Origin of the sequence: Acuticoccus mangrovi (assembly GCF_016411865.1) — a bacterium.
Classification (GTDB): domain Bacteria; phylum Pseudomonadota; class Alphaproteobacteria; order Rhizobiales; family Amorphaceae; genus Acuticoccus; species Acuticoccus mangrovi.
Window position 1 is genome coordinate 47,400 of record NZ_JAEKJA010000011.1, and the last position, 25,223, is coordinate 72,622.

A 25,223-nucleotide genomic window follows, 5' to 3' on the forward strand; every position below is an offset into this window, starting at 1 on the left:
ATTGGGCGCTACACTCGACACTAAACACCAACGCTTGATGGAGGCTTAACCGATCGGCCGCCATCGCGGAAGGTCAACAGGTCCCATGCCACCATCCGTTGCCGTTTGGCAACAAAATCTCACGGTCGTCCACGCTCGCCGTGCGGTGCCGGCGGGCGCTCAGAGCCCCAAGGCGCGCTGGGTGCGGGCGTCGAAGCCGTAGATGTCGGCAAAGCGCTCGATCCGGCCGGTCGCATCCACCGTGCGCGTGAAATAGGCGAGGTGCACCGGAATGTGCCGGCTGACGTTCAGCCATTTCTGATTGCCGCCCACCATCCGCTTGATTCGCGAGCCGCTGAGGTCCGGATTCTCCGACAGCAACGCGTCGGCGAACGCGAACGGCTGGTCGACGCGCACGCATCCGTGGCTGAGCGCCCGGGTGGACCGGCCGAACAGGCTCGGGCTCGAGGTATCGTGGAGATAGACCGCGAACTCGTTGGGAAACAGGAACTTGACGTCGCCCAGCGCGTTCCCGCGGCCGGGCTTCTGGCGGATGCGCACGCGCCGCAGCGCGTCCTTGTTCCAGGCGATGGAGGCCGGGTTCACCACGCGTCCGTTGACCACCGCCTCGTAGCCGCGGCGGGCGAAGTAGCCGGACGGATTGGCGGCGATCGCCCCGAGCATCTCGTTCGACGCAATGGAAAAGGGCACGTTCCAATAGGGGTTCACCACGATGTGCTCGATCTCGTCGGAGAAGATCGGCGTCGGGTTGCCGGGCGCGCCGACGATGACGCGACCGTCGTAGACCACCTTGCCGTCGGTGATCACCTGCACCCGGTAGGAGGGCACGTTGACGAACACGTAGTGCTCGCCGAGGTCGCGCGGCATCCAGCGCCAGCGCTCCATGTTGGAGATCAGCGCGGCGGTGGGCTCGTCCTCGATCCCCTCGTCGAGGAGGGCGATGGTGCGCGGACCGACGATGCCGTCGGCGGCGAGGCGATTGGCCCGCTGAAAGTCCTTCACCGCGACGTCGAGCCCGACGTCGAACATCGTCGGGTCCGTGCCGCGCATCACCGTCACGCCGAGACGCGAGCGCAGCACCGCAACGCGCGGCTCCGACACGCCGAGCTTGAGGTTCGGCCCCTTGCCGACCGCCGGCGGGGCCTCGTGGCCGGTGTCGACGATCGCCCGCAGCTTCGCCCGCAGCGCCTGATACTGGGGATGCTGCGGATGCACGCTCTCCAGCACCGCGCCGATGTCGGCGACCTGCGACAGGCGCTCCAGGAAGCGCTCGCCGTCGAGCCGCGGCGGCGTCATCTTCATGATGCGCGAGATCTTCGCGGGATCGACGCGCCCCGAATGGGCGTCGTTCGCGTAGCGCAGCGCCGCCTCGCTGAGCGAGACCTCCTCGGCCGCCTGCGACAGGACGCCCGGCGTCGCGCGCGGCACGTAGTAGTCCGCCGGGACGAGCCCGTCGCCGGCGGCGGCCGCGAGCCGGGCGCGCAGCGCGGCCGCCCGCTCCTCGGTCCAGATCGGAGCGAAGTCGTGGGCCGCGTAGAAGGCCGCGACGGCGTTGGACACGTCCACCGCCACCTCGCGCTCGATGGCGCGCGGCAGCGGCAGTTCGGGCCCGACGTCGAGCGGCGCCGTCGCCGCGACGGCGGAGTGGCTCGCCACCGCGACCATCGACGTCGGAGCGAGGCGCGGGACGGGCACCTCGGCCCTTGCCGGCGGGGCGAGCGCAACGGCGCCCGCCAACGTCGCCCACGCCATCAACGCGCGCGTGCACGACGATTGCATCTGTGTCATTGAAACGCTCCGGCCTACCACTCGTCCACAGTCTGGCCACGGGAAAATCGGATACTTAGATACCACTGTGGGAGTGGTGCTCGGCGCCGCCTCACGTTCCGTTGAAGGCTTCCTCGATGAATTTCACGCTCACTCGCGCAATTTTGCCACACGATACCGCCGAGCGGGCCCGAGCGGCCACGCGTCTCGGCCGCTTGCCCGAGTGGGATCTCAGCGATCTCTACGCCGCACCCGACGCGCCCGAGCTCAAGGGCGACCTCGCGGCGCTGGCGGCCGACGCCAAGGACTTCGAGATCGCCTACAAGGGCACCCTCGCCACGACCCTCGCCGGCGCGGACGGCGGCGTGCGCCTCGGCGAAGCGCTCGCCCGCTACGAGGCGATCGAGGACCGCATGGGCAAGGTGGGCTCCTACGCCGGCCTGCTCTACGCCACCGATACGACGAACCCCGCCTACGCCAAGGCCTACGGCGACCTCTCCGACAAGCTGACGAGCCTTGCGAGCCACCTCCTGTTCTTCCCGCTGGAGCTCAACCGGGTCGACGACGCGGTGATGGACGCCGCCCTCGCCGACCCGGCGGCGGCCCACTACAAGCCGTGGATCGAGGACCTTCGCAAGGAGCGCCCCTACCAGCTCGCCGACGACATCGAGCGGCTGTTCCTCGACAAGTCCGCCTCCTCCCGGGTCGGCTGGTCGCGCCTCTTCGACGACACCATCGCGGCGATCCGCGTGCCGCTCGGCGCCGGCGACCCGGTGACGCTGGAGGAGGCGCTCAACAAGCTGCTGTCGTCCGAAGAGGCGACGCGCAAGCGTGCCTCCGACGGGATCGCCGCGGCGCTGAAGGCCAACGAGCGCACCTTCACCCTCATCACCAACACCCTCGCCAAGGACAAGGAAGTGTCCGACCGCTGGCGCGGCTTCGACGACGTGGCCGCCTCGCGCCACCTCGCCAACCGCGTCGAAGGCGAGGTGGTCGACGCACTGGTGTCGGCGGTGCGGGAGGCCTACCCTCGGCTCTCCCACCGCTACTATCGGATGAAGGCGCGCTGGTTCGGCAAGCCCGCTCTCGACACCTGGGACCGCAACGCCCCCCTCCCCGAGGCCGACGACCGCACCATTCCCTGGACGAAGGCCAAGGAGACGGTGCTCGAAGCCTATGGCGGCTTCTCGCCGAAGCTCGCCGAGCTCGCCGCCCGCTTCTTCGACAACCCGTGGATCGACGCGCCGGTGCGCCCCGGCAAGGCGCCCGGCGCCTTCGCCCACCCCACGGTGCCCTCCGCGCACCCCTACGTGCTGCTCAACTATCAGGGCCGCTCGCGCGACGTGATGACGCTCGCCCACGAGCTCGGCCACGGCGTGCACCAGATTCTCGCCGGCCCCAACGGCGCGCTCATGGCGCCGACGCCGCTGACGCTTGCCGAAACCGCCTCGGTGTTCGGCGAGATGCTCACCTTCCGCCGGCTGCTCGAGGCTGCGCCCGACGCCCAGACGCGCCGCATGATGCTCGCCTCCAAGGTGGAGGACATGCTCAACACCGTGGTGCGGCAGATCGCCTTCTACACCTTCGAGCGCCACGTCCACACCGAGCGCCGCGAAGGCGAGCTCACCTCCGAGCGCCTCGGCGAGATCTGGATGGAGGTGTCGCGCGAATCGCTCGGCCCCTCGGTGCGGCTCGGCGAGGGCTACGAGGTGTTCTGGTCCTACATCCCCCACTTCATCAACGCGCCCTTCTACGTCTACGCCTACGCCTTCGGCGACTGCCTCGTGAACTCGCTCTACGGCGTCTACGAGAAGAACCCGGACGGCTTCGCGGAGAACTACTTCGCCCTGCTCGCGGCCGGCGGCACCAAGCACCATTCGGAGCTTCTCGCCCCGTTCGGTCTCGATGCGCGCGAGCCGGCCTTCTGGCAGACCGGGCTGAGCCTCATCTCCGGGCTCATCGACGAGCTCGAAGCGGCCGACGCCGTCGCTTGATGCGGCCGCTCCACACGCCCTACGCGGGCCGCCATCGCCCCTTCTCGATCGCGATGGCGCCGCTCGAGGAGGACGTGTGGCTGGAGGTCGACGACCACCGCGCCGCCGACCTCGCGCAGAAGGCGGAGATCTTCGCCAGCGCCGACGACGCGTTCCTCGCCGAGCTGGACACCGAGGCCGCCCAGGCGGAGGCGCTCGCCCTCGTCGAGGAGCACCTCGCCCGCCGCAGGCTTCTGGCGGGGGTTCCCGCGCCCGCCGCCGACGCGCCGCCCCTCATGCGGGCGGCGATGCTCGTTCAGGACGATCTCACGCTGATGCGGCGCGGTGAGGACGGGTGGCGCCTCGCCGTCAGCGCCGTGTGCTTTCCGACCGCCTGGTCGCCGGCCGAGAAGTTCGGCCGGCCGATGGACGCGATCCACACCAACGTGCCGGGCTGGGCCGGGCCGATGGGCACCCGCGTCAGCCGGATCTTCGACCAGCTGAAGCCCGGCGCCCTCGTGTGGCGCCTCAACTGGTCGCTGCAGTTCGGCGACGCCATGCGCCGTTCGCTCTCCAAGCACACGGCCCCCCGCCCCGACGGCCCGATGGAGGCGCTGATGGTGCGGGTGGAGCGCCAGACGCTGCGCAAGATGCCGGGCTCGGGCGACATCCTCTTCACGGTCAAGATCCTGCTCGACCCCATTGCCGCGATCGCCCGCCATCCGGAGGCGGCGCGCCTCGCGGCGGGACTTTCCGATCAGCTCGCCGGCCTTTCCGACGCCGAAGTCGCCTACAAGGGGCTCACCGCGACCCGCGCGTCGATCCTCGCCCGGCTCTCAGAAATCGGCGCGCAGGCTTCGGCGGTATAGATCCTCACCGTCACCGGCATGGTGCGGCGGGTCCAGTTGCGCAGCGCCGGATCGGGCGCGAGGCGGGCCGCCTCGCAGAGACCGGCGGGCTCGTCCCACACCCCCTCCGGCAGTTCCCGATGGCCGGGCCAGAGCCGCACCAGCACGGTGCCGGGGGGATGCACGCGATCGCCCTCGGCCACCGCGTCGCGGCCGGCATAGCGCAGGGCGAGCGCGGTGTTGACGGCAAGGTCTGGAAGCGGCGAGGCGACGGTGATCCGCCCCGCCGGCGCCGCCGCGGCGATGGCGTCGCCCACCGCCTGATAGGGGCGGGCGAAGCGGTGCTTGTCGAGCATCGTCATGGCGACGATGCCGATCGGCACGGCGAGGAAGGCGGCGACGCCCGCGGCGACGAAGAGGCCCCGCCACCGCCATCGGCCGAGCTCCAGCGCGGCGATCAGCGGCACCGTGACGAGGAGCGGCGTCAGGTAGCGCTCGCGCACGAGGTGGACGTCGGCCGCGAGCACCCCGACCGCGGCGAGCGCCAGGCCGATGAAGAGGGTGAGCGTGAGCACCCTTTCGACCGCCGCCGCCTCGCCGGCGGGCCGCCGTCCGCCGACGATCAGCGCCGCGAGCACCAGGCCCGCCGAGGCGAGGATCGCGAGGAGCAGCGACAGGAACCCGTCGAACCCGACGAAGGGGACGTCCAGCGCGCCGGTGAGGCCGCTTTCAACGTAGAGCTTTTCGAGCCGCTCGGTGGAGGCGCCGAGGTGAAGCGCCGCGGCGACGAGCGCCGGGCCGGCGAGGAGGACGAACACCACCGGGGCGAGCCAGGCCGCGGGCGTCGCGAAGCTGCGCCGGATCGCGGGGGTCGCCGCCACGGCGACGGCGAGCGGCACGATCAGGAAGGCGATGTTGTATTTGCCGAGCGCGCCGACGCCGGCGGCGAGGCCGAGCCAGGCGAAGGCGGCCGGCGACGGGCGCGCCGCGATGAGCACCGTCGCGTGGACCACCCCTGCCGCAGCCGCCATCACCAGCACCGAGTGGGCAAGGGTGTGCGCCGACATCCAGCTCACCTGCGGCATCAGCGCCGCGGCGGCGAGCGCGACGACGCCCCCTGCGACCCCGGCGACGCGGCGGGCGGCGTCGAAGGTCAGGAGATGGGTGGCGGCGAGCAAGCTGCCCTTCACCAGCGCCACCGAGAGCGGCCAGTTCCACCCGGTGAGCTCGAGCGCGCCCCGCACCAGCCAGTTGTAGAGCGGCGGGTGGGAGTTGCCGTAGACGAGGCGAAGGTCCACGGCGCCCATGAACTGCGCCTCGTCGATCTCGAGGAAGGGCGAGAGCGACAGCCGCACCGCCATCACGAGGCCAACATAAAAGAGGATGGCGGCCACCACCGCGGCGGCGGGCAGCCGGTCGAGCCCGTCGCCGACGGTCGTGAGCGACCACCTGCTCTGCTGCCGGTCGAGGTTCGCGCGCATGGGATGGATCCTGCCGATGGGAGGCGCTGAATGGCTCTCCCCGTCTGCGGCAAAGCGCGGATCGGGCTTTGCCGTCAAGGCCCTTTACCCGGAACGCGGCGCACCGGATGCTGCGCCCCGGCTCGGGAGGAGGCTGCATGAGCGAACCAAGGAGCGCGCTGGTCACCGGCGCGGCGCGTCGGATCGGGCGCGCCATCGCGTCGGATCTCGCCGCACACGGCTACGCCGTCGCGATCCATGCCCACCGCTCGGTGGACGCCGCGCACGAGCTCGCCACCGACCTCGCCGCCGCGCACGGCGTCGCGACCGGCGTCGTCACCGGCGATCTCGCCGACCCCGACGACGTGGCGCGCCTGGTGCCCGCCGCCACCGAGGCCGTGGGCCCGCTCGGCGTGCTCGTCAACAACGCCTCGATCTTCGAGGCCGACGAGGCGCCGCACCTCGACAGCGCCCTATGGCGGCGGCAGATGGCGATCAACGCCGAGGCGCCGGCGATGCTCGCAAGCGCATTCGCCCGCATCGCCGGCCGCGGCCTGGTGGTCAACCTGATCGACCAGCGCGTCTGGAAGCCGACGCCGCGCTACGCGAGCTACAGCGCCTCCAAGGCGACGCTGTGGTGGCTCACCCGCACCCTCGCCCAGGCGCTCGCCCCCGCGGTGCGCGTGGTGGCGGTGGCACCGGGGCCGGTGCTGCCGGCCGCCAGCCAGTCGCAGGACGAGTTCGACCGGCTGACTTCGACCATCCTGTTGCAGCGCGCCCCGGCGCTCGCCGAGTTCGGCAAGACCATCCGCTTCCTGCACGACACCCCGTCACTCACCGGGCAGATGATCGCGCTCGACGGTGGTCAGCACCTCGGCTGGGAGACCCCCGACGCCCTCGTCAACGAGTGAGCCCTACAGCGAAAAATGCTGCCGCTCACGGGTATGCGCGAAGCTGTCGCGCGTCCTGTCGAGGATGGTTTGCAAATGGCTGAAGATTTTCTCCACCTCGTCGTCGGTGTAACTGTACGAGGTTTGATTCGATAAGTTTCTCACCCGCCGAAGTGTGGTTTCGACGTTCCGTACCCGCCGGATGGCGGCTTCGCGGAACTTTTCAGCCTTCTCGACGTCATCCGTTTTCATGTCAAATGACCTGCGTTGTGTATCGCGGTTGTCATCATTCAAGGCAAATTTTGAGCGCCTGTCAACCATAGATTGCGACTCTCCTGTGCATCCGATCGGGCACGGCGATTGCAGCGACCGCGCCGCCGCGCCACATTGAGCCCATGAACGAGATCTCCCGCATCAAGGACGCGCCGGAGCACGGCACCGCTCGAGGAGCCGGCGGCGAGGAGGTGCGCTTCCGCCGGCCGACGACCGAGGCGACCGGCTTCGAGCTCATCGCCGAGACGGTGAAGCGTTTGCCCAACGCGCCCGGCGTCTACCGAATGCTCGACGACAAGGGCGACGTTCTCTATGTCGGCAAGGCGCGCAGCCTCAGGAAGCGGGTGGTCAACTATTCGCGTCCGACGGGCCTGTCGGCCCGGCTCATGTCGATGGTCAACCGCACCGTCGCGATGGAGTTCGTCACCACCAACACCGAGACGGAGGCGCTGCTTCTCGAAGCGAACCTCATCAAGCGCTTCCGGCCGCGGTACAACGTCTTGTTGCGGGACGACAAGTCGTTTCCCTACATCCTCCTGACGAGCGGTCACGAGGCGCCGCAGATCCTGAAGCACCGCGGCGCCCACTCGCAGAAGGGGGACTATTTCGGCCCGTTCGCGTCGGCGGGTGCCGTCGATCGGACGATCAACGCGCTGCAGAAGGCGTTTTTGATCCGCTCCTGCTCCGACGCCGTCTACGAGCAGCGCACCCGGCCCTGCCTGCTCTTCCAGATCAAGCGCTGCTCCGGGCCCTGCACCGGCGAGATCTCCGTCGACGACTATCAAGTGCTCGTCGGCGAGGCGAAGGCCTTCCTCTCCGGCAAGTCCAAGGCGATCCGGCAGAAGCTCGGCGCCGAGATGGAGGCCGCCGCCGAGACGCTGGAGTTCGAGCGCGCCGCCCGCATCCGCGATCGCCTCGCCTCGCTGTCGCACGTCGACAGCCACCAGGGCATCAACGCCCAAGGGATCGAGGAGGCCGACGTCTTCGCCGTGCACCAGGAGGGGGGCGAGACCTGCGTGCAGGTGTTCTTCTTCCGGACCGGGCAGAACTGGGGCAACCGCGCCTTCTTCCCGCGCGACGAGGGGCTCGACGCGCCCGACGTGCTGCAGACCTTTCTCGCCCAGTTCTACGACGACAAGCCGGTGCCGCGCGCCCTCTTCCTGTCGCACGAGGTGCCGGAGCGGGCGCTCCTCGCCGAGGCGTTCGCCGAGAAGGCGGGGCGGAAGGTGGAGGTGGCGGTGCCCCAGCGCGGAGTGAAGCGGGAGCTCGTCGACCACGCCCTCGCCAACGCCCGCGAGGCGCTCGGCCGGCGCCTCGCCGACAAGCAGAGCCAGGAGAAGCTTCTCGCCGGCGTCGCCGAGACGTTCGGCCTGCCGCGGGTGCCGCGCCGGGTGGAGGTCTACGACAACTCCCACATCATGGGCTCCCACGCGGTGGGGGGCATGATCGTCGCCGGCCCGGAAGGCTTCTCCAAGGCGCACTATCGCAAGTTCAACATCCGCTCGGAGGACATCACCCCCGGCGACGATTTCGGCATGATGCGCGAGGTTCTGACCCGCCGCTTCTCCCGCCTCCTGAAGGAGACGCCGCGCGAGGAGGTGGCGCACGAGGAGGCGACCGCCGCCGAGCCCGTGGCCGAGGGCCTCGGTCCGTGGCCCGATCTGGTGCTGATCGATGGTGGCGCGGGCCAGCTTGCCGCCGCCAAGGGCGTGCTCGAGGAGCTCGGCATCACCGACGTGCCGATGATCGGCGTCGCCAAGGGTGTCGACCGCGACGCCGGGCGCGAGGAGTTCCACATCGACGGCCGCAAGCCCTTCCGCCTGCCGCCGCGCGACCCGGTGCTCTACTTCATCCAGCGGCTCAGGGACGAGGCGCACCGTTTCGCCATCGGCGCCCACCGCGCCAAGCGCAAGAAGGCGCTGGTGGCGAACCCGCTCGACGAGATCTCCGGCATCGGTGCGGCGCGCAAGCGGGCGCTGCTGCGCCACTTCGGCACGGCGAAGGCCGTCGCCAAGGCGGGCATCGACGATCTCGTCGCCGTCGACGGCATCTCCGAGAGCGTCGCCCGCAAGGTCTACGACCACTTCCACGCTGCCGGCGCCCCGGCCTCACGCTGACCCGTCCGACCGGTGCCGCGTCCCGCGCGCAGCGCCCCATGCGCCAAGGCCGCGCGCGTGCGGGCACGCGTGCGGGCGGCGATTAGCGGACAGTATTCAAAATACTGCCAGACAGAAATCGAACGTCATTTAAAGCAGGTTTCTACTAGACACAGCGAAAAATACGCGCTTGCGCCATCGCCGCCGCGAGAGAGGGCGCTAACTCCGTGTCTGGATGCAGGCGGCACTGACACACGGCTCCGAGAAAAGCCACCGTCGCCTCGGCATGACGCCCACGCATCGGCCTTGCAGGCATGTTTAGCCTTTCCCTTTTGTACATCATCGAAGGATCTCGACAATGCCGATCTCCAACCTCGCCGCCACCAGCGCCCTGCAGACCCTCCAGAACATCAACAAGCAGCTCGAGACCACCACGCAGCGCATCTCCACCGGCAACCGCATCAACTCGGCCAAGGACAACGCCACCTACTGGTCCGTCGCCGTCACCGCCCAGTCCGACGTCGGCGGCATGGAAGCGGTGAAGACCTCGCTCGACTACGCCTCGGGCTATCTGAGCGTCGCAGTGTCCGGCATCGAGCTCGCCCGCGAGAAGCTGCAGGAGGCCCGCGACGTGCTCGTCACCGCCAACAACGCCGGTGCCGACTTCGACCTCATCGACTCGCAGACCCGCGCGCTGATCGACGACGCCCTCGCCGCCGTGAACGGCTCGGAGTTCAACGGCACCAACCTCCTCACGCTCGACAGCGCCTCCACCACCAGCGTGTCGTTCGTGGTGGCGCTCGAGAACGGCTCCGGTGCGCCGGCCACCATGTCGATCGCCACGTCCGGCCTGACCATGGTGAACGCCACGACGGCCGGCCAGCTGAACCCGGTCACCGATGCCTACGCCACGGGCGGCAGCGTCGCGAGCATCAACACCGCGGCGCTGGCGAACACTGCCATCGGCGTCATCGACACGGCCATCGACAATCTGTTGAGCGCGGAGGGCACGCTTGGGGCATCGCTCACCCGCGTCGAATCCCAGCAGACCTTCAATCAGGCGCTGATCGACGCCAAGAGCCAGGCGATCAGCGATCTGCTCTCGGCCGACATGGAAGCGGAGTCGACCCGCCTCCAGGCGCTTCAGACGCAGCAGGCGCTCGCCATCGAGGCCCTCGCCATCGCCAACAACCAGACGAGCAGCATTCTCGCTCTCTTCCGCTGATCGGGTCTCACCCTAACCCGCCCAGCTTTACTGGGACTTGCCGAGGCCGGGACCCCTGCACGGGACCCGGCCGAGGCGACGACATGCCCGACAACGCCCCTCTCTTCACGGGAATGACATAGCGCTATTTCCTTGCACGAGGCTTTTCGCCTCGGATCGCCGCCGCTCGCCCGTCGCGCGGCGGCGACGCTGTGCAGGGCCGCCGATCGCGCTATAGGTGCCGGGTATGCACATCGTACCCAACATCCTCACTGTGCTGCGCTGCCTCGCCGTCATCGTCGTCGCCGTGCTCCTGGTGCCGCCGCTCGGGCCGCAGCTCTGGCCGGCGTTCGTCATCTTCGTGCTCGCCGCGGTGACCGACTGGTTCGACGGCTACATCGCCCGCACCTTCCAGGTGACGTCCGACTTCGGCCGCATGCTCGATTCCATCGCCGACAAGCTCCTCGTCGCGGTGACGCTCCTCACGCTCGTCGCCGCCGGGCTGATCCCCGGTTGGCACGCCATCGCCGCCGCGGTGATCCTCTATCGCGAGATCGCGATCTCCGGCCTGCGCGAGCATCTCGGCCCCAAGGGCATCGTCATCCCCCCCTCGATGGCCGGCAAGCTGAAGACCACGGTGCAGCTCGTCGCCATCGCCGCGCTGATCGCCGCGCCGCTGACGCCGCTGCCGCGCATCGCCCTCTGGAGCGGCCTCGCCCTCCTCTGGATCGCGGCCGCGTTGACCATTATCTCAGGCGTGCAATACGCTTGGGGCGCGCGGACGGCGTTCGGCGGCCGTCCCGCCGCCCCAATGCCGGCGGACGCGCGCGCCGCGTCGCCGACCATGCCCGAGGCACGCAAGGAAACGCCATGAAACTCAAGTATTTCGCCTGGGTTCGCGAGCGCATCGGCCTCGCCGAGGAAGACATCGCCCTGCCCGACGACGTCGCCACCGCCGGCGACCTGATCGTGTGGCTCAAGGGGCGCGGCGAAGGCTATGCCTATGCGCTCGAGCGCGACGCCTTCATCCGCGTCGCCATCGACCAGGAGCACGCCCTTCACACCGCCCCCGTCCGCGGCGCCCGCGAGGTCGCCCTGTTCCCGCCGATGACGGGCGGATGATCTCGGTCCGCATCAGCGGCGATCCGCTCGACCTCGCCGCCGAGGCCGCGGCCCTCGGCAGCGACGACGACACCGGCGCCGTTGCCACCTTTCTCGGCCTCTGCCGCGGCGAGGCCGGGCGTCTCACCGGGCTCGAGCTCGAGCACTATCCCGGCATGGCCGAGGCAGAGATAACGCGCATCGCGCAAGCGGCGATGGAGCGCTGGCCGGTCCAGGCGATCCACGCCGTGCACCGCCACGGCCTCGTCGGGGTGGGCGAGCCGATCGTGTTCGTGGCCGCCCGCTCGGCCCACCGCGACGCCGCCTTCGACGCCGTGCGCTTCGTGATGGACTTCCTGAAGACTGAGGCCCCGTTCTGGAAGCGCGAACACCTCCTCGACGGCACCACCGGGCCGTGGGTGGAGGCGAAGGACGCCGACGACCGAGCCCGCGAGCGCTGGGCCGCCGCATAGGCCGCCGGCCGGCCGCGCGACCTCAGCGGATGCCGAGCCGCCGCGCCCGCGAATGCCGGGGTGGCGGCGGGTCCGTCGCGCCGGGCACGCCCACCGTGCCGTCCACGATGCGGCGGGCGATCGCCTCCGCCGCCGCCCTGGTGCCCGCCCGCGAGTAGATCGTGCCCCGCACCTGAACGCTCGCCGCGAGAAGGCGCAGGAACGCGTCGAACAGCTCGGCATCGGGCGGGTCGGCCGCGCTCCAGAAAGCGTCGATGTCGCCCTGGAAGGTGAGGCCCGGCACGTCGTAGATCGCCGGCGACAGGCAGATCGTCGGGAGCCCCGCCGCGAGCCCGTCGAGGCCGGCGCTGGAATTGACCGTGACGAGACCCGCCGCGTCGGCGCACCAGACGCTCATCGAGAGACCGTCGGCGAAGGCGACACGCTCGGCAATGCCGGCCGCACGCGCGAGCCGCGGCACGTGGCGCGCCCAGTCGACGGGGCCGAGATCGCCCGGGTGCTTCTTCACGACGAGCCGCGCGGCCGCCGGAGCATGCGCCGCGAACGACGCGAAGGTGAGGCGAAGCGCCTCCTCCATGTCGGCGAGCTGCGAGTTGGTGCGAATCTGGAAGTCCGTATCCGTCTGCATCGCGAACAGGAAGAAGGGCGGGCCGATCTCTCGCCGCACCGCCGTCGCCGCGCGATCGCGCGCGCCGCGCTGCGCCTCGCGCCACAGAAAGCGCGCGTAGGCGACGAACGGATGGTAGAGCCCGTGCTGACGGTAGTAGGGGTACAGGAACCAGGCGAAGAAGTTCGGCAGGCTGTTCTTGAGGTCGTCGACCGTCTCGAGACCCGCCTCACGCGGATAGCGCACCGGCGTCTCGACCGGCGGCAGATCGGCCGCCAGCCCGAGGATCGTGTCGGGATCGGTCGGCACCAGCGAATCGACGGAGTTTCCGTAGCGCTCCAACGTCATCCAGTCGGGACGCAGATAGCCGAGCTCGGTCACGAGCACGTCGACGCCGAGCCGCCGTGCCTCCGCCGCGGCCTCGCGGTGATAGGGGCGCTGCTCGGAGTGCATCAGCACGGCGTCGATGCCGTGACGCGGCATGAAGTCGGCGACGAAGGCCGGCCAGCCCGCCTTCCGCCCGCGATAGGCGACGGCGCGGGAGAGGCCCCACGCCACGCTGTCTCCCGGGCAGAGATTGATGCGGTGGACGGCGACGCCGGCCGCCTCGAGATGGCGGCCGACCTGGCGATAGAGCGGCGACAGCGGGCCCTCCAGAAGGAGGACCGCCGCGGGGCGCGTCAGCCGCGCTCTCCGCTCTCCCCGGCGTCGTCGGCGGCGGCTTCCTTCTGCGCCTCGCTGGCCTTCGGCCCGCCCTTCGCGATGCCCACCATCGCCGGCCGCAGCACGCGGTCGCCGATCATCGACCCGGTCTGCACCACCTGCACGATGGTGCCGTGGGCGACGTCCGGGTTCTCCACCTCGAACATCGCCTGGTGGCGGTTCGGGTCGAAGCGCTGGCCCACGGGGTCGATCGACGTGATGCCGTGCCGCTCCATCACCGAGGCGAGCTCGCGCTCGGTCATGGTCACGCCCTCGAACACGCCCTTCAGCTCCGCGGGGATCTGACCGTCGTCGATCCCCTCGGCAGCCTGCATCGCGCGTTTGAAGTTGTCGGCAACGTTCAGCAGGTCGCGCGCGAAGCTCGTCACGGCGTACTGGCGCGCGTCCGACACGTCGCGCTGGGCGCGGCGACGGACATTCTCCGTCTCCGCGAGAGCGCGCAGCATCGACTGCCGCATCTCGTCATATTCGCGGCGGAGCTCCTCGAGCTGGTCGAGAAGCGCCGTCTCGGACGAGGCGTCGTCGGCCGGAGCCGCCGTCTCGCCCATGATCTCCGCCGCGTCGGGGACCAGCGTGTCCCCAACTTGCGCGTCTTTCGATGCGCTCGGCTTGTTGTCGTCTGCCATGCCCGCCCCTGCGGTTAGATGGACGAATTGATCCAGGCGAGGAGCTTGCCCTTCGGCGCCGCCCCGACCTGCGTCGCTGCCGGCTCACCATTCTTGAACATGATGAGCGTCGGAATCGAGCGGACGCCGTATTTCATGGCGATCGCCTGATTCTCGTCGACGTTCAGCTTGGCGATCTTCACCTTGCCGTCCATCTCGCTCGCGATCTCCTCGAGCGCGGGCGCGATCATCTTGCAGGGGCCGCACCATTCGGCCCAGAAATCGACGATCACCGGCTCGTCGGCCTGGATCACGTCGGCGTCGAACGACGCATCAGTCACGGTGGAGGGGGACATGCCTCACCTTTGTCTGTCAGGAGGTTCGATCGTACAGGTATGAGCCGCCGGGGGGAGCGTCAAGCAGCCGCGACGGCGGACACCTCCGGCAATTCTCCGTCGAGCCGCATGAAGCGCGGCACCGCCGTCCACACCAGCGCCGTCTCGACGTGGTGACCGGGCAGGATGCGGCGCACCAGCGCCCGATAGATGGCGAGCTGCCGACGGTAGGGGGCGGAGACCTCCGCCGCGCTCGCCGGCACGACGCGATCGGTCTTGAAGTCCACGATCAGCGCCCGATTCCCGTCGATCTGCAGCCGGTCGATGCGCCCGCTCGCCCGCCGCACCGCGCCGCCGGCGAGCCGCACGTCGCCGATCACCGCCACCTCGCGCCGCACCTTGGGCGCCGCAAGCTCGGGCAGCGCCATCACCGCGCGCGCCTCCGCCACAATGGCCGCCACGGCATCGCTGCCGAGCGTGGGGTGAAGGGCGGCGACGCGGGCCGCCATCGTCGCGGCGTCGGCGTCGCGCTCCATCAGCGCGTGCAGCACGTCGCCGAACTCGGCGGCCGGCAGCGGTCGCGCCGCGAGAGCCTCGCCCTCGGCCGTCTCGTGCTCGCCCTCGGAGGGGGCGAGCGGCTCCGGCGCCCCGGCCGGCACGATCGCCGGCGCCCGCAGCCAATCGGGCGCCGGCACCGGGCGGCGCGTCGGCGCGCGGCGGGCGGCGGAGGGGAGCGACGTGCCGGCGGGCTCGCGGAAGGCGAGCGCCGGCTCGGCGTGCCCCGGCAGCGCGAAGGGCGTCGCGTCGCCGGCGAGCGCCTCGCCCACGATCTCGTGCCACATGCCGGCCTCGGGCGTGCGGGTGCGGTAGGCCCCACACACCACGAGATGCCGCTCGGCGCGCGTCATCCCGACATAGAGGAGGCGGTAGTGCTCGGCCTGCTCGGCGGCGCGCGCCGCCTCCTCCCGCGCCGCCACCACCATGGGCTTGTGGTCCCTGGTCGGCGCGAAGAGCAGCACCTCCCCTCCGTCTTCGGCCCTGAGCGGCACGAGGCGGGGCCGGGTGCGCCCGGCGACGGCGCGGCTGCCGACGTCGGCGAGGAACACCACCGGCGCCTCGAGCCCCTTGGAGCCGTGCGCCGTCATCACCCGCACCGTGTCGCCGTTCCCCTCGGTGGAGCGGCGCAGCTCGGTGCGCGTCTTGGCGAGGCGCATCAGAAAGGTCTCGAGGGCGGGAATGCCGCGGCTTTCGAAATCGAGCGCGATGTCGAGGAAGGCGTCGAGCGCATCTTCGGCCTCCGAACCCATGCGGGCGGCGAAGTCGGCGCGCCGCCCCTCGCCGGCGAGGATGCCAGCGAAGAGGTCGAACGGCCGCCCGGTGGCCGCGAGCCGCCGCCAGCGCACCAGGGTGGCGTGCGCCTCGCGCGCCGCCGCGTCGCCCTCCGCCAGCGCGGCGAAGAGGCTGCCCGCCCGGCCGTGCGCCACGCGGAACAGTGCCTCGTCGGAAAAGCCGAACAGAGGGCCCCGCAGCACCGCGGCGAGCGACAGGTCGTCCCGCGAGATCAACGCGCGGGCGAGGGCGACCATGTCCTTGACCGCGATATGCTCGGTGACATCGAGCCGGTCGGCGCCGGCGGCTGGGATCCCGCGCCGCTTCAGTTCGCGGTTCATCAGCGTGGCGAAGGGCTCGCGCTTGCGGGCGAGGATCAAGACGTCGCCCGGGCGGATCGGCGGCCCGCCGTCGGGCCCGTCGACCATCCAGCGCTCGATCTGGTCGGCGATGGCCTGCACCAGCTTGGCGGGGCCGTCCTCGTCGGCGGTCTCGTCGAAGGGGGCGTCCCAGTCGCCGGGCTTCTCCGCCACCGTGCTCGCAAACAGCGGCCAGACGTCGACGCCGCCCGCCGCCTGCCGCGTCGCAAGGTGGCGCACGCCGCCCGGCGGCGCGCCGACGGCGGCGGCAAGCTCCGGCCGGGCGAACACCCGATCCACCGCCGCGAGCACCTGCGGGGCGGAGCGCATCGAGTGGGCGAGCTCCACCGCATGGAAGGTGAGATCGATGTCGGCGGCGGAGGCCTCGTAGGCGGCCCGCTTCTCGGCGAAGAGGCGCGGCGCGGCGCCCTGGAAGGAGTAGATCGACTGCTTCTCGTCGCCCACCACGAAGAGGGTACGGTGAGCTTCCCGCGCTCCCACCCCGGCGAAGAACTCCTCGGTGAGCGCGCCGACGAGGTCCCACTGGGGAGGCGAGGTGTCCTGCGCCTCGTCGACCATCACGTGGTCGATGCCCTCGTCGAGCTTGAAGCGCACCCACGCCGCCGCCGAGCCGGAGCGCACCAGATGCATCGCCCGTTCGATCTGGTCGTCGTAGTCGATCAGCCCGCGCCGGCGCTTGTCGGCCTCGAGCACGGCGAGCACGTCCCAGCCGAGCATCACGAGCGGCAGGGTGGCGGCGATGGCGGCCTCGGCGCGGTGGCGCTCAGCGAGGCGCTCCAGGCGCTCCTGCTCGGCCGCCACGCGCTCGTCGAGGTCGGGAAAGTCGCCGCGCACGGCAGCGGGGGCGAAGCGCTTCAGCCCGCGCGGCTCGCCCTTCTGGGTGAAGAAGATGTCGCGCCACAGCCCGTCCCGGCGCGGCCCCTCCGGGCAGCCGAGGGCGGCGGCGATCCGCTCGGCGAGGTCCCGCATCTTGCCGCTCGCGAGCACCGCGTCGTGGAGGCGGCGGCAATAGTCCTCCTCGATCGCCGGCGCCTCGTCCACCGGCGGCACGGCGAGGGCGGCGGCGAGATCGGCGGCGAGGCGATCACGATCGGGCGTGAGCCCCACCCAGTCCATGAGGCGCTGGTGCTCGGATAGTACCCAGGCCTTTAGGTGCTGGTGCTCGGCGAGCACCGCTCTAAGACTCGCTGACAGCGAGGCGTCGGAGACGTGCGGCAGCAGCTCGTCGACGAGCCCGGCCACGCCACCGGCCGGATCGTGGGCGGCGCGGGCGAGCACGGTGGCGATGGCGCTGTCGGTCAGCTCCTCGCGCGTCGCGTCGTCGAGCACCTGGAAGGCGCCCGACACGTTCGCCTCCAAGGGAAAGCGGCGCAGGAGGGCGGCGGCGAAGGCGTGGATCGTCTGCACCTTGAGGCCGCCCGGCGTCTCCAGCGTCTCGGCGAAGAGGGTGCGGGCGCGCTCGGCCGCCGCATCCGGATCGGCGCCGGGCGCGAGCACCGCCACGCGGGCGCGCAGGGCGGCGGGCGCCATGGTGGCGAGGCCGGCGAGCTCGCCGTAGACGCGGCTCGCCATCTCCGCCGCGGCGGCGTTGGTGTAGGTGAGGCACAGGATCGTGCGCGGCGCGACGCCCGACAGCAGCAGCCGCACCACGCGCTGGGCGAGCACGTAGGTCTTGCCGGCGCCGGCATTCGCCGACACCCACACGCTCGCCGCCGGGTCCGACGACCGGCGCTGGGCGGCGTCCGCCTCGGGCGGGATCAGCCGTTCTGCCATTCCGCCGCCCGCGCCAAATGGTCGTAGTCGCCGTCGAGGGTGCCGCCGAACTGCAGCCGCGCGCGACTGAGATAGCCCTTCGACGGGTCGCGATAGTGGGCGACGAGCCGCACGAGCCGCGCCATCGTCTCGGCGGCGAGGTCGGCCGCATCGTCGCCGGCGACGGGCTGCCAGGCGACCGGCTCGCGGCCGGCGCCGAGCGCCACGTAGGTCAGCGCGGCGAGCGGGATGTCGGCGGGCACCCCCTCCACGGCGCCCGCCGCCACCAGCGCCGCCTCGAGCGGGAGCTGGGGCTCGAAGAAGGTCGCGACCTCCTTGCGCGTCGGCGCCCGGCCGGTCTTGTAGTCGATGACCTCGAGCCGCCCGTCGGGCCCGATGTCCATGCGGTCGATGCGGCCCGAGAGTTCGAGCCCGCCGGCGATATCGTGTCTCACCGGCACCTCCACGTGATGCACCGAAGGCGGCCGTCCCCGCTCCGCCTCGATCACCCCGGCGGCGATGAATTTCAGCCGCGCGCCCCAGAGCGCCTGCGCCTCCGGAGCGTGGTCGAGGGTGCCGAGCAGCTCGTCGACGACGGCGGCGAAGCGCGCCTCCGCGTCGCCTCCCCGGTGATGGCCCTCACCGACGAAGCGGGCCATCACCGCGTGCATCAGCTCGCCCCGGTCGCCGGCGGTGGGGTCGGCCTCCAGAGGGTCGAGCGGCTCCAGGCCGAGCACGCGACGGGCGTAGACGGCGTAGGGATCGCGCACCAGCCGCGCCACCTCGGTGACGCGCAGCGCCGTCGGCCGCGCCGCGAGCGGCGGCGTCGGCGCCGGGCGCCGCGGCGGGTCGACCCGCGGCCGCGTCTCGATCCTGCGGGCGAGGTCGAGATAGCGCCGGCCGCGCTCCACGGCGGCGTCGGCCCCCTCGCCGGCGAACGCCGTGAGACGCTGCCACCAGCGCGAGGCGACGGTGGGTTCCCCCGCCGCCTTCTTCGCCCGCGTCAGCGTCACCCGCGGCGCGTGTGCAGCCATCACGAAGTCGTGCGCCGACAGGCCGATGCGCCGCTCCGGCAGATCGATGCCGAAGTCGCTCATCATGCCGCGCGACATCCAGGGGCCGGCGTCGGGCAGCTGCGGCCAGGTTCCCTCGTTGAGGCCGCCGAGGATCGCGTGGTCGAAGGCCTGAAGGCGCGCCTCGAGGGGTCCGAGGATACGCACCGCGTCGTCGCGCGGCGGACTGCGCACCACGATGCCGCGCATCAGCGTGTCGAAGGTCGCCGGCCAGTCGCCGGCGGGGATCGTGAGCTCGGCACGCGGGCCGAGCTCGGCGAAGAGGTCCGCCACGGCGCGGGCGTCCGCCGTATCCGCCCGGCTCATGTCGGCGGCGCCGGTGTCCGCGTCGCCGGTGTCGAGGGTACGCACGACCGCCGCGAAGGCACGGCCGTGGGCCCGGGCGAGCTCGCCCACGCCGGCGTCCCGGCCGGCGAGGCGCGCGAGGGGGGCGAGCGCCGGCATCACCCACTCGGCGAGCCGGGCCGCCTCCTCGCCCGCGGCGAGCATCGCGCCGTGCATCTTGCCCGCGCCGATCCGCGGGCCGCGCAGCAGCCGCTCCACCTTGGCAACGCCCTTCGCCTTGTCGGCGGCATCGAGGCCGAAGCTTGCGGCGGGGTGCTTCAACAGCGCCAGCCACTCGGCCGCGCCGCCGCCGAGGGCGACACTCGCCACGAGCCGCGCCAGGATGCCGGCGGGCGTCGCGCCGAGCGGGTCGCCGCCCGAATCGTCGACGGCGATCTGCCACCGCTTCAGCGCGTGGCTGACGCGGCGGGCGAGCGGCCGATGCGGCGTGACGAGCGCCACCCGCTCGCCGAGCGCCACCGCCTCGCGCATCGCGAGCGCGATGGCGGCCGCCTCCTCCCGCTCGTCCGCCGCCTCCACCAGGGCGACCCCGTCGAGGGCGCCCGCGAGATCGCCGATCGCGTCACGGTCGGCGAGCCAGGCGCCAGTGGCGGGGGCGGGCTTCAGCGCCGCGCTCATCAGGCGCGTGCGGGCGGGCGCCACCCCGGCGGGCTCGGGGGCGGCGAGCGGCACCACCTCAGCCGGCGCGAGGCCCAGCGCATCCACCAGCTGCTTCATGCCATATTGGGGATGGCCCGGCGCGTCGGTCGCCTCCTGAAGCGCGCTCCAGGCGGCCCCATCGGCGGTGCGGTCGAAGCCCGGCAGCACCACCACCCCCATCGGGCTCTCGGCGATGGCGCGGATCAGCCGCCGCGTCGCCGGGATCGACCCGGTGGAGCCCGCCACGATGATCGGCCCGGGCGCCGCCTCCACCTCCGCCGCGGCGGCCTCCGCCTCCATCCGCCGCGCCGTCGCCGCCGTCACTTTGCCGACCTGGGCGAGGTGGTCGGGCCACGTCCCGGTGGCGATCTCCAGAAACTCGGTGGTGATCTGCCAGTGCTCGGCGAGGTCCGCCCGCTCGACGAGGCCGTGGAGGTCGGCCCAGTCGGCCTCCTGCGTCTCCACCTGTTCGAGCAAGGCGATGAGATCGTCGGCGAGGCGCACCGCGTCGGGCCCCGCCGACGGTACCAGGACGCGCGCCCCCTCCTCCGCCCGCGGCGCCCGCTCAAGCGCCGCCGCCCAGCTGCGGATGAGGCTCGCGAGCACCACCCGCGCCTCGGTCAGCCCCATGATGGCGGCGCCGGCGAGCGGCTCGTCCTCGGCATCGCCCAGCCCGCGGATGCGGGGCAGCGCGGTCGGCCCGCCCGCCACGTCGAGGAAGGCGCCAGCGAGCGCCCGCGCCGCACGCTGGGTCGGCAGATAGATGGTCACGTCAGCGAGCGCGAGGGGATCGTCCGGCCGCACCCCTCCCGGCCACAGGGTGCCGTCCGCGACCCGCGCCGCGAGCGTTCCGAGGAACGGCTCGCCGGGGTCGACGGAGTAGACCCTCATGCCGCGCTGGCGACGAAGGCTCGTTCCGCCTCCCCGATCGCCGCCGGCGTGCCGACGTGCATCCACAACCCGTCGAGCCGGGTGCCGAAGAGCCGCCCCTCGGCGAGCAGCCGGTCGAACACCACGTTGAGCGAGAACGCCCCGTTCGGCGGATCGACGAGCACCGACGGCGACATGATCGCGCAGCCGGCATAGACGAACGGCGCCACGGTGCGCTCGCGACGCCGCTTCAGCCGGCCGTCGGTGCCGAACTCGAAGTCGCCCGCCCCGTCATATCCCACCGAGGCGACGGTGGAGGCGAGGAGAAGCAGCCCGTCCATCCGGTCGGGATCGAACTCGCGCATCATGCGGGCAAGGTTCGACGAGGCGCCCTCGATCCAGAAGGTATCGGAGTTCGCCACGAAGAAGGGCGTGTCGCCGAGATGGGGCTGAGCCTTGACGAGGCCGCCGCCGGTGTCGAGCAGCCCGGCCCGCTCGTCGGAGATGATCACGCGGTCGCCGGCCCGGCGCCGCGCATGCACCTCGATGAGGTCGGCGAGATAGTGCACGTTGACGACGAAGCGGGTGACGCCGGCGGCCTCCAAGCGGTCGAACACGTGGTCGATCAGCGCCTTGCCCGCCACCTCGATGAGCGGCTTGGGCGTCGTCGCGGTGAGCGGGCGCATGCGCTTGCCCCGCCCGGCGGCGAACACCATCGCCGTCTGTCCGATACCGGTCATCCGGCCTCCTGGAGGATCGTGGTGTGCGCGGCGAACCAGTCGCGGATCGGCGCCAGCCTCGGCTCGGCCGCGAGGTGGCGGGCGAGCGCCCGCTTCAGCCGCGGCAGATGGGGCAGATATTGGGGCTTGCCATCGCGGTCGTTGAGGCGGCGGAAGACGCCGAGGATGCGCGTCGCCCGTTCCGCGCCGAGCGTGTGGTAGGTGGTCCACCACCGCGCGGCGTCGACGTCCGGCCGCAGCGCCAGATAGCGGGCGCAGATCTCCGCCTCCAGCGCGTCGGGCACGTCGACGCGGGCGTCCTGCGCGAGCGAGACCACATCGTAGGCGGTGGGAGCGATCATGGCGTCCTGATAGTCGATCACCCCCACTCTAGCGATGCCGCCGCGTTCTGGAAGCCACAGAAGATTGGGCGAGTGATAGTCGCGCAGGGCGAGATGATCGTCGCCCCGCCACATCGCGTCGATCGCACCGCGCCACAGGCCGACGAAATCCGGGTCGACGGGAGCGCGCTGATACCATTGCGGGAACAGCGCCACCTCGATGGCCGCAAGGTCTGCATCGAAGCGAGGCGGGGCGTAGGCGGGCGGCCCGAGGGTGGCGGGCGCCGGCGCGGCGTGGAAGCGGGCGAGCGCCTCCGCCGCGGCGATATAGCGCTCCACGACGGGTGTGCCGTCGACGGCGACCTTCTCGTCGCCGAGATCCTCGAGGAGCAGGAAGCCCTTCTCCGGGTCGGCCGCCTTGACCGCCGGAACGGTGAGACCGCGCTCGGCGAGCAGCGCGCCGACCGCGAGGAAGGCCCCCATGTTGCCGTCGGCGAGGCGGGCACGGACGCTGTAGGAATCGGGCGCCGGGGTGAAGCACGGCGCGTCCATCAAGACGGCGCGCTCGCCGTCGCGGCGGAGCCGCTCGTAGCGACGGGTGGAGGCGTCGGCCTTGAGGGTGAGGCGACGCGCCCGCCCCCAGTCGGCGCCGTCGAGGAAGGCGCGGATCGCCTCCTGCCGGGCGAGGGCGTCGAGCACGCCGTCCGGCGCCTCGATGGTGAGGCCGCGCGTCTCGTTCTCGCCGATGTCGATGCGGATGGTGACGGGCAGCGGCTCGCGCGGCCACTCGACGAGCTCCACCGTCTCGCCGTCGCCGAGGCCAAGCTCGTCGAGCTCGGCGTCGTCCGCGACCCGGTAGAGGTCGACGTGGCGCACCGGCAGCCGCAGCGCATAGTCCTGCACGATGGTGAAGGTGGGGCTCGGCACCTCGAGGTCGGGATCCTCGGCAAGGGTGCGCAGGACCGCCCGCACGAGGGTGGTCTTGCCGGCGCCGAGGTCGCCGACGAGGGCGATCCGCAGGCCCGGCGTCAGGACGCGGGCGAGATCGGCACCGAAGGCGGCCATCGCCGCTTCGTCGATGATGAACCGGGTGATGGCGCTCACGCGGCGTCCTTGACCGCAGGCGCCTCACCCGAGGCCGACAGGGGGAAGCGCACCACGAGCTCCGCCCCCGGCCCCTCCACCGGCGCCACCGACACCGTCCCGCCGTGCAGCTCCACGAAGCTCTTGACGAGCGCGAGCCCCAGCCCCACGCCGCCGCGCCGCCCGCCGGCGCCGGTGGTGTGGAAGCGCTCGAACACGGCCTCCGCCTTCTCCTCGGCGATCCCGGGCCCCCGGTCGCGCACCGACACGGCGACGAAGCCGCGGTCGCGTCGCGCGGCGATGGTGATGCATCCGCCCGGCGGCGAATGGGAGACGGCGTTGGACAGGAGGTTGAAGAGGATCTGCCGCACCCGCTGAGCGTCGCCCTCGAAGGTGCGGGCGTCGTCGTCGATCTCGATGCGGATGTCGAGCGCCGCTTCGGCGACGCGGTCCTTCAGCCCGTCGAGCACCTGCCGCACCGCCGCCCGCACGTCCACCGGGGCGATGGCGAGCTCCATGATGCCGGCATCGATGGTCGCAAGGTCGAGAATGCCGTCGATGATCACGAGCAGCGCCTCGGAGGAGGTGGAGATGTAGTTGGCATATTCGCGCTGGCGGTCGGTGAGGTCGCCGGTCTCCGCCCGCGTCAGGAGCTGGGTGAAGCCGATGATGGTGTTGAGCGGCGAGCGCAGCTCGTAGGAGACGTGCTCGATGAAGGCGTTCTTGAGGCGGTCCGCCTCCACCAGCGCGTTGTTGCGCTCCACCAGGGCGCGGGCGACGTTCACGCTGTCGGTGACGTCGGCGAAGGTGGCGAGGGTGGAGCCGTCGGGTAGCGGCGAGAAGGCGTAGTCGAGCACCCGCCCGTCGCGGCGCTCCAGCCGCCCCTTGGCGGCGGTGCGGTGGTCGGTGAGGCCGGTCACGCGCTCCACCAACGCTGCCCAAGCCGGGCGATCCTCGTCGGAGGCGAGGTCGGCGATGGCGCGCACGTGGTCGCCCACCTCCGCCGCCGGCACCCCCGTCAGCGACCAGAAGGCGGGATTGGCGAGGCGCAGCAACCCGTCCGGCCCGAAGCTCGCGATGCCCTCGCCGAGATTGTCGATGGTCTCCGCCTGCACCCGCGACAGGGCGTTGTAGCGGCGCTCCAGCGCGAGCTGCTCGGTGACGTTCTCGTAGATGTAGGTGACGCCGCCGTCGGAGCCCGGATTGGCGATCACCCGCAGCGTCTGCCCGTCGGGAAGGTGCCACCAGCGCTCGAACCCCTCGCGCGTCTCGTAGCCCTTGAGCTGATCACGCTTCCAGGCCTTGAAGTCGGCGGTCTCGGGAAGGCGCCGGTCCGCCCGCAGCCGGTCGAGCACCCGCTCCTCCGGCGGCGCCTGCTCCAGGAAGGCGGCCGGCAGTCCCCACAGCGTCTGAAAGGCGGCGTTATGGAAGGTGAGGCGCTGGTCGGGGCCGTAGATCGCCACCGCGGTGGCGAGGCGGTCGAAGGTCGCGGCGTGGCTTTCGAGCGCCCGCGTCTGGGCGACGAGGGCCTGGTTCGCCTCGGTCACGTCGACGGCGAGGGCGGCGAGCGTCCCGTCGCGCTTGTCGGCGGTGACGTCGAACAGGCGCCGCTCGCCGGCGACCACGGTGGAGACGCGCTCGCGCGCGAGACCGTCGGCGAGGGTGGCCGACAGCTGTCCCTCGGCGTTGGCGTCGAGCAGCGCCTCGCCGGCGGCGGCCTCCTCGGCGCCGCCCACCATGCGGCTATAGGCCGGATTGGCCCACACCCGCTCGCCGGCGTCGGTGGCGATCCAGGCCGGATGCGGCGCGCGTGCGAGCAGCGCCTCAAGGCGGCCGGTCAGGCCGCTGTCCGCCGCGCCTGCCAGCCAGCGCGACACGAGAAGGGTCGGGTGGCCGCCCTCCAGCGAGCCGGCGACGGCGCTCGCCCCGGTGAGGGCGTGGCGGAAGGGGATGCCCTCGTCGAGCAGCGTGCGGACGGCGCGGCCGAGAACGCCGTCGCCCGCCGTCACCGCGCGACGCACCTCCTCGGGCACCTCGCCGCAGGCAAGGAGAGTGCCGTCGCCCATCACCCGCAGCGCGCCGACGGCGCCTCGCTCGAGCGCCAGCGCGGCGAGGGCGGCCTCGGTCTCGGCGGCCATCGCCCGCGCTTCGGCGCGGCGCCGCTCGCGCACGCACTGGCCCGCGCGGGCGACCACGCCCGCGGCGACGGCGCTCACCGCGGCCGTAACGGCCCAAGCCGCTAGCATCCTGCTGTCTCCGTCCCGCGGCGCTCGACGCTCGCAGCCATCGGCGTCACCCCGTCGCCCGAATCAGCCTCAAGGATAGCCGTTCGCGCGA

Annotated in this window: 19 protein-coding genes; 8 read left to right on the plus strand and 11 right to left on the minus strand. The window is 71.8% G+C overall.

Translation table 11 applies throughout. The features are described from left to right. Positions 1-159: 159 nt before the first annotated feature. On the minus strand, positions 160-1,788 hold the full coding sequence (locus JCR33_RS14060; RefSeq protein WP_198882732.1) for a L,D-transpeptidase family protein: 1,629 nt from the start codon (positions 1,786-1,788) through the stop codon (positions 160-162). A 116-nt stretch (positions 1,789-1,904) separates the two neighbouring features. Here JCR33_RS14060 and JCR33_RS14065 point away from each other — a divergent pair, with 116 nt between their 5' ends. Beyond that, positions 1,905-3,761: a M3 family oligoendopeptidase gene (locus JCR33_RS14065; RefSeq protein WP_198882733.1), complete on the plus strand. Its 1,857-nt coding sequence runs from the start codon at positions 1,905-1,907 to the stop codon at positions 3,759-3,761. Next, on the plus strand, positions 3,761-4,609 hold the full coding sequence (locus JCR33_RS14070; RefSeq protein ID WP_198882734.1) for a heme-dependent oxidative N-demethylase family protein: 849 nt from the start codon (positions 3,761-3,763) through the stop codon (positions 4,607-4,609). The genes JCR33_RS14065 and JCR33_RS14070 overlap by 1 nt, the downstream gene beginning before the upstream one ends. Here JCR33_RS14070 and JCR33_RS14075 read toward each other — a convergent pair. Further along, on the minus strand, positions 4,531-6,069 hold the full coding sequence (locus JCR33_RS14075) for a glycosyltransferase family 39 protein (protein WP_198882735.1): 1,539 nt from the start codon (positions 6,067-6,069) through the stop codon (positions 4,531-4,533). The two genes, JCR33_RS14070 and JCR33_RS14075, sit on opposite strands and share 79 nt — an antisense overlap. A 137-nt stretch (positions 6,070-6,206) precedes the next feature. On the opposite strand from JCR33_RS14075, the gene JCR33_RS14080 reads away from it, so the two are divergent. Then, complete coding sequence (locus tag JCR33_RS14080; RefSeq protein WP_198882736.1) at positions 6,207-6,959, plus strand: SDR family oxidoreductase; 753 nt, start codon at positions 6,207-6,209, stop codon at positions 6,957-6,959. 3 nt (positions 6,960-6,962) lie between these two features. Here the strand turns inward: JCR33_RS14080 and JCR33_RS14085 are convergent, their stop codons facing one another. Continuing rightward, entirely contained in the window at positions 6,963-7,259 is a 297-nt protein-coding gene (locus tag JCR33_RS14085) for a hypothetical protein (protein WP_198882737.1), read from the minus strand. A gap of 74 nt (positions 7,260-7,333) precedes the next feature. Here JCR33_RS14085 and uvrC point away from each other — a divergent pair, with 74 nt between their 5' ends. From uvrC to JCR33_RS14110, 5 genes are all read left to right on the plus strand, one after another. Continuing rightward, positions 7,334-9,328: an excinuclease ABC subunit UvrC gene (uvrC, locus tag JCR33_RS14090; protein ID WP_198882738.1), complete on the plus strand. Its 1,995-nt coding sequence runs from the start codon at positions 7,334-7,336 to the stop codon at positions 9,326-9,328. A 337-nt stretch (positions 9,329-9,665) separates the two neighbouring features. Beyond that, positions 9,666-10,532, plus strand: a complete 867-nt coding sequence (locus JCR33_RS14095; protein WP_198882739.1) for a flagellin N-terminal helical domain-containing protein — start codon at positions 9,666-9,668, stop codon at positions 10,530-10,532. A 226-nt stretch (positions 10,533-10,758) separates the two neighbouring features. After that, a complete protein-coding gene (pgsA, locus tag JCR33_RS14100) occupies positions 10,759-11,385 on the plus strand; it encodes a CDP-diacylglycerol--glycerol-3-phosphate 3-phosphatidyltransferase (RefSeq protein ID WP_198882740.1) in 627 nt (208 codons plus the stop codon). Then, positions 11,382-11,633 (plus strand): molybdopterin converting factor subunit 1, encoded by a 252-nt coding sequence (moaD, locus tag JCR33_RS14105; RefSeq protein ID WP_198882741.1) that lies wholly within the window; start codon positions 11,382-11,384, stop codon positions 11,631-11,633. Before pgsA ends, moaD begins: the two co-directional genes overlap by 4 nt. Beyond that, the gene (locus JCR33_RS14110; RefSeq protein ID WP_198882742.1) at positions 11,630-12,085 is read left to right on the plus strand and encodes a molybdenum cofactor biosynthesis protein MoaE; all 456 of its coding nucleotides are present in this window, start codon (positions 11,630-11,632) and stop codon (positions 12,083-12,085) included. Before moaD ends, JCR33_RS14110 begins: the two co-directional genes overlap by 4 nt. 22 nt (positions 12,086-12,107) lie before the next feature. Here the strand turns inward: JCR33_RS14110 and JCR33_RS14115 are convergent, their stop codons facing one another. The 8 genes from JCR33_RS14115 to JCR33_RS14150 form a co-directional block, all read right to left on the minus strand. After that, positions 12,108-13,250: a capsular polysaccharide export protein, LipB/KpsS family gene (locus JCR33_RS14115; RefSeq protein WP_198882743.1), complete on the minus strand. Its 1,143-nt coding sequence runs from the start codon at positions 13,248-13,250 to the stop codon at positions 12,108-12,110. A gap of 122 nt (positions 13,251-13,372) precedes the next feature. Next, positions 13,373-14,041, minus strand: a complete 669-nt coding sequence (gene grpE, locus JCR33_RS14120; RefSeq protein ID WP_198882744.1) for a nucleotide exchange factor GrpE — start codon at positions 14,039-14,041, stop codon at positions 13,373-13,375. A 14-nt stretch (positions 14,042-14,055) separates the two neighbouring features. After that, complete coding sequence (trxA, locus tag JCR33_RS14125; protein ID WP_198882745.1) at positions 14,056-14,376, minus strand: thioredoxin TrxA; 321 nt, start codon at positions 14,374-14,376, stop codon at positions 14,056-14,058. A 59-nt stretch (positions 14,377-14,435) separates the two neighbouring features. Continuing rightward, positions 14,436-17,837 carry a double-strand break repair helicase AddA gene (addA, locus tag JCR33_RS14130; protein WP_198882746.1) on the minus strand — a complete coding sequence of 1,134 codons (3,402 nt, stop codon included), beginning with the start codon at positions 17,835-17,837 and terminating at the stop codon, positions 14,436-14,438. After that, entirely contained in the window at positions 17,822-20,764 is a 2,943-nt protein-coding gene (locus JCR33_RS14135) for a PD-(D/E)XK nuclease family protein (RefSeq protein ID WP_198882747.1), read from the minus strand. Before JCR33_RS14135 ends, addA begins: the two co-directional genes overlap by 16 nt. After that, on the minus strand, positions 20,761-21,483 hold the full coding sequence (locus JCR33_RS14140) for a nucleotidyltransferase family protein (RefSeq protein WP_232372574.1): 723 nt from the start codon (positions 21,481-21,483) through the stop codon (positions 20,761-20,763). Before JCR33_RS14140 ends, JCR33_RS14135 begins: the two co-directional genes overlap by 4 nt. After that, positions 21,480-22,907 carry a tRNA (adenosine(37)-N6)-threonylcarbamoyltransferase complex ATPase subunit type 1 TsaE gene (gene tsaE, locus JCR33_RS14145; RefSeq protein ID WP_198882748.1) on the minus strand — a complete coding sequence of 476 codons (1,428 nt, stop codon included), beginning with the start codon at positions 22,905-22,907 and terminating at the stop codon, positions 21,480-21,482. Before tsaE ends, JCR33_RS14140 begins: the two co-directional genes overlap by 4 nt. Beyond that, a complete protein-coding gene (locus JCR33_RS14150) occupies positions 22,904-25,132 on the minus strand; it encodes a sensor histidine kinase (protein WP_198882749.1) in 2,229 nt (742 codons plus the stop codon). The genes tsaE and JCR33_RS14150 overlap by 4 nt, the downstream gene beginning before the upstream one ends. Positions 25,133-25,223: the final 91 nt, after the last annotated feature.

Bases quoted from the DNA above. Each gene is read 5' to 3' on its own strand.
- JCR33_RS14135 (WP_198882747.1), bottom strand. From the start codon at position 20,764: ATGAGGGTCTACTCCGTCGACCCCGGCGAGCCGTTCCTCGGAACGCTC.
- addA (WP_198882746.1), bottom strand. From the start codon at position 17,837: ATGGCAGAACGGCTGATCCCGCCCGAGGCGGACGCCGCCCAGCGCCGG.
- JCR33_RS14060 (WP_198882732.1), bottom strand. From the start codon at position 1,788: ATGACACAGATGCAATCGTCGTGCACGCGCGCGTTGATGGCGTGGGCG.
- trxA (WP_198882745.1), bottom strand. From the start codon at position 14,376: ATGTCCCCCTCCACCGTGACTGATGCGTCGTTCGACGCCGACGTGATC.
- JCR33_RS14075 (WP_198882735.1), bottom strand. From the start codon at position 6,069: ATGCGCGCGAACCTCGACCGGCAGCAGAGCAGGTGGTCGCTCACGACC.
- JCR33_RS14110 (WP_198882742.1), top strand. From the start codon at position 11,630: ATGATCTCGGTCCGCATCAGCGGCGATCCGCTCGACCTCGCCGCCGAG.
- grpE (WP_198882744.1), bottom strand. From the start codon at position 14,041: ATGGCAGACGACAACAAGCCGAGCGCATCGAAAGACGCGCAAGTTGGG.
- JCR33_RS14065 (WP_198882733.1), top strand. From the start codon at position 1,905: ATGAATTTCACGCTCACTCGCGCAATTTTGCCACACGATACCGCCGAG.
- uvrC (WP_198882738.1), top strand. From the start codon at position 7,334: ATGAACGAGATCTCCCGCATCAAGGACGCGCCGGAGCACGGCACCGCT.
- JCR33_RS14080 (WP_198882736.1), top strand. From the start codon at position 6,207: ATGAGCGAACCAAGGAGCGCGCTGGTCACCGGCGCGGCGCGTCGGATC.
- JCR33_RS14070 (WP_198882734.1), top strand. From the start codon at position 3,761: ATGCGGCCGCTCCACACGCCCTACGCGGGCCGCCATCGCCCCTTCTCG.
- moaD (WP_198882741.1), top strand. From the start codon at position 11,382: ATGAAACTCAAGTATTTCGCCTGGGTTCGCGAGCGCATCGGCCTCGCC.
- JCR33_RS14150 (WP_198882749.1), bottom strand. From the start codon at position 25,132: ATGCTAGCGGCTTGGGCCGTTACGGCCGCGGTGAGCGCCGTCGCCGCG.
- JCR33_RS14085 (WP_198882737.1), bottom strand. From the start codon at position 7,259: ATGGTTGACAGGCGCTCAAAATTTGCCTTGAATGATGACAACCGCGAT.
- pgsA (WP_198882740.1), top strand. From the start codon at position 10,759: ATGCACATCGTACCCAACATCCTCACTGTGCTGCGCTGCCTCGCCGTC.
- JCR33_RS14095 (WP_198882739.1), top strand. From the start codon at position 9,666: ATGCCGATCTCCAACCTCGCCGCCACCAGCGCCCTGCAGACCCTCCAG.
- JCR33_RS14140 (WP_232372574.1), bottom strand. From the start codon at position 21,483: ATGACCGGTATCGGACAGACGGCGATGGTGTTCGCCGCCGGGCGGGGC.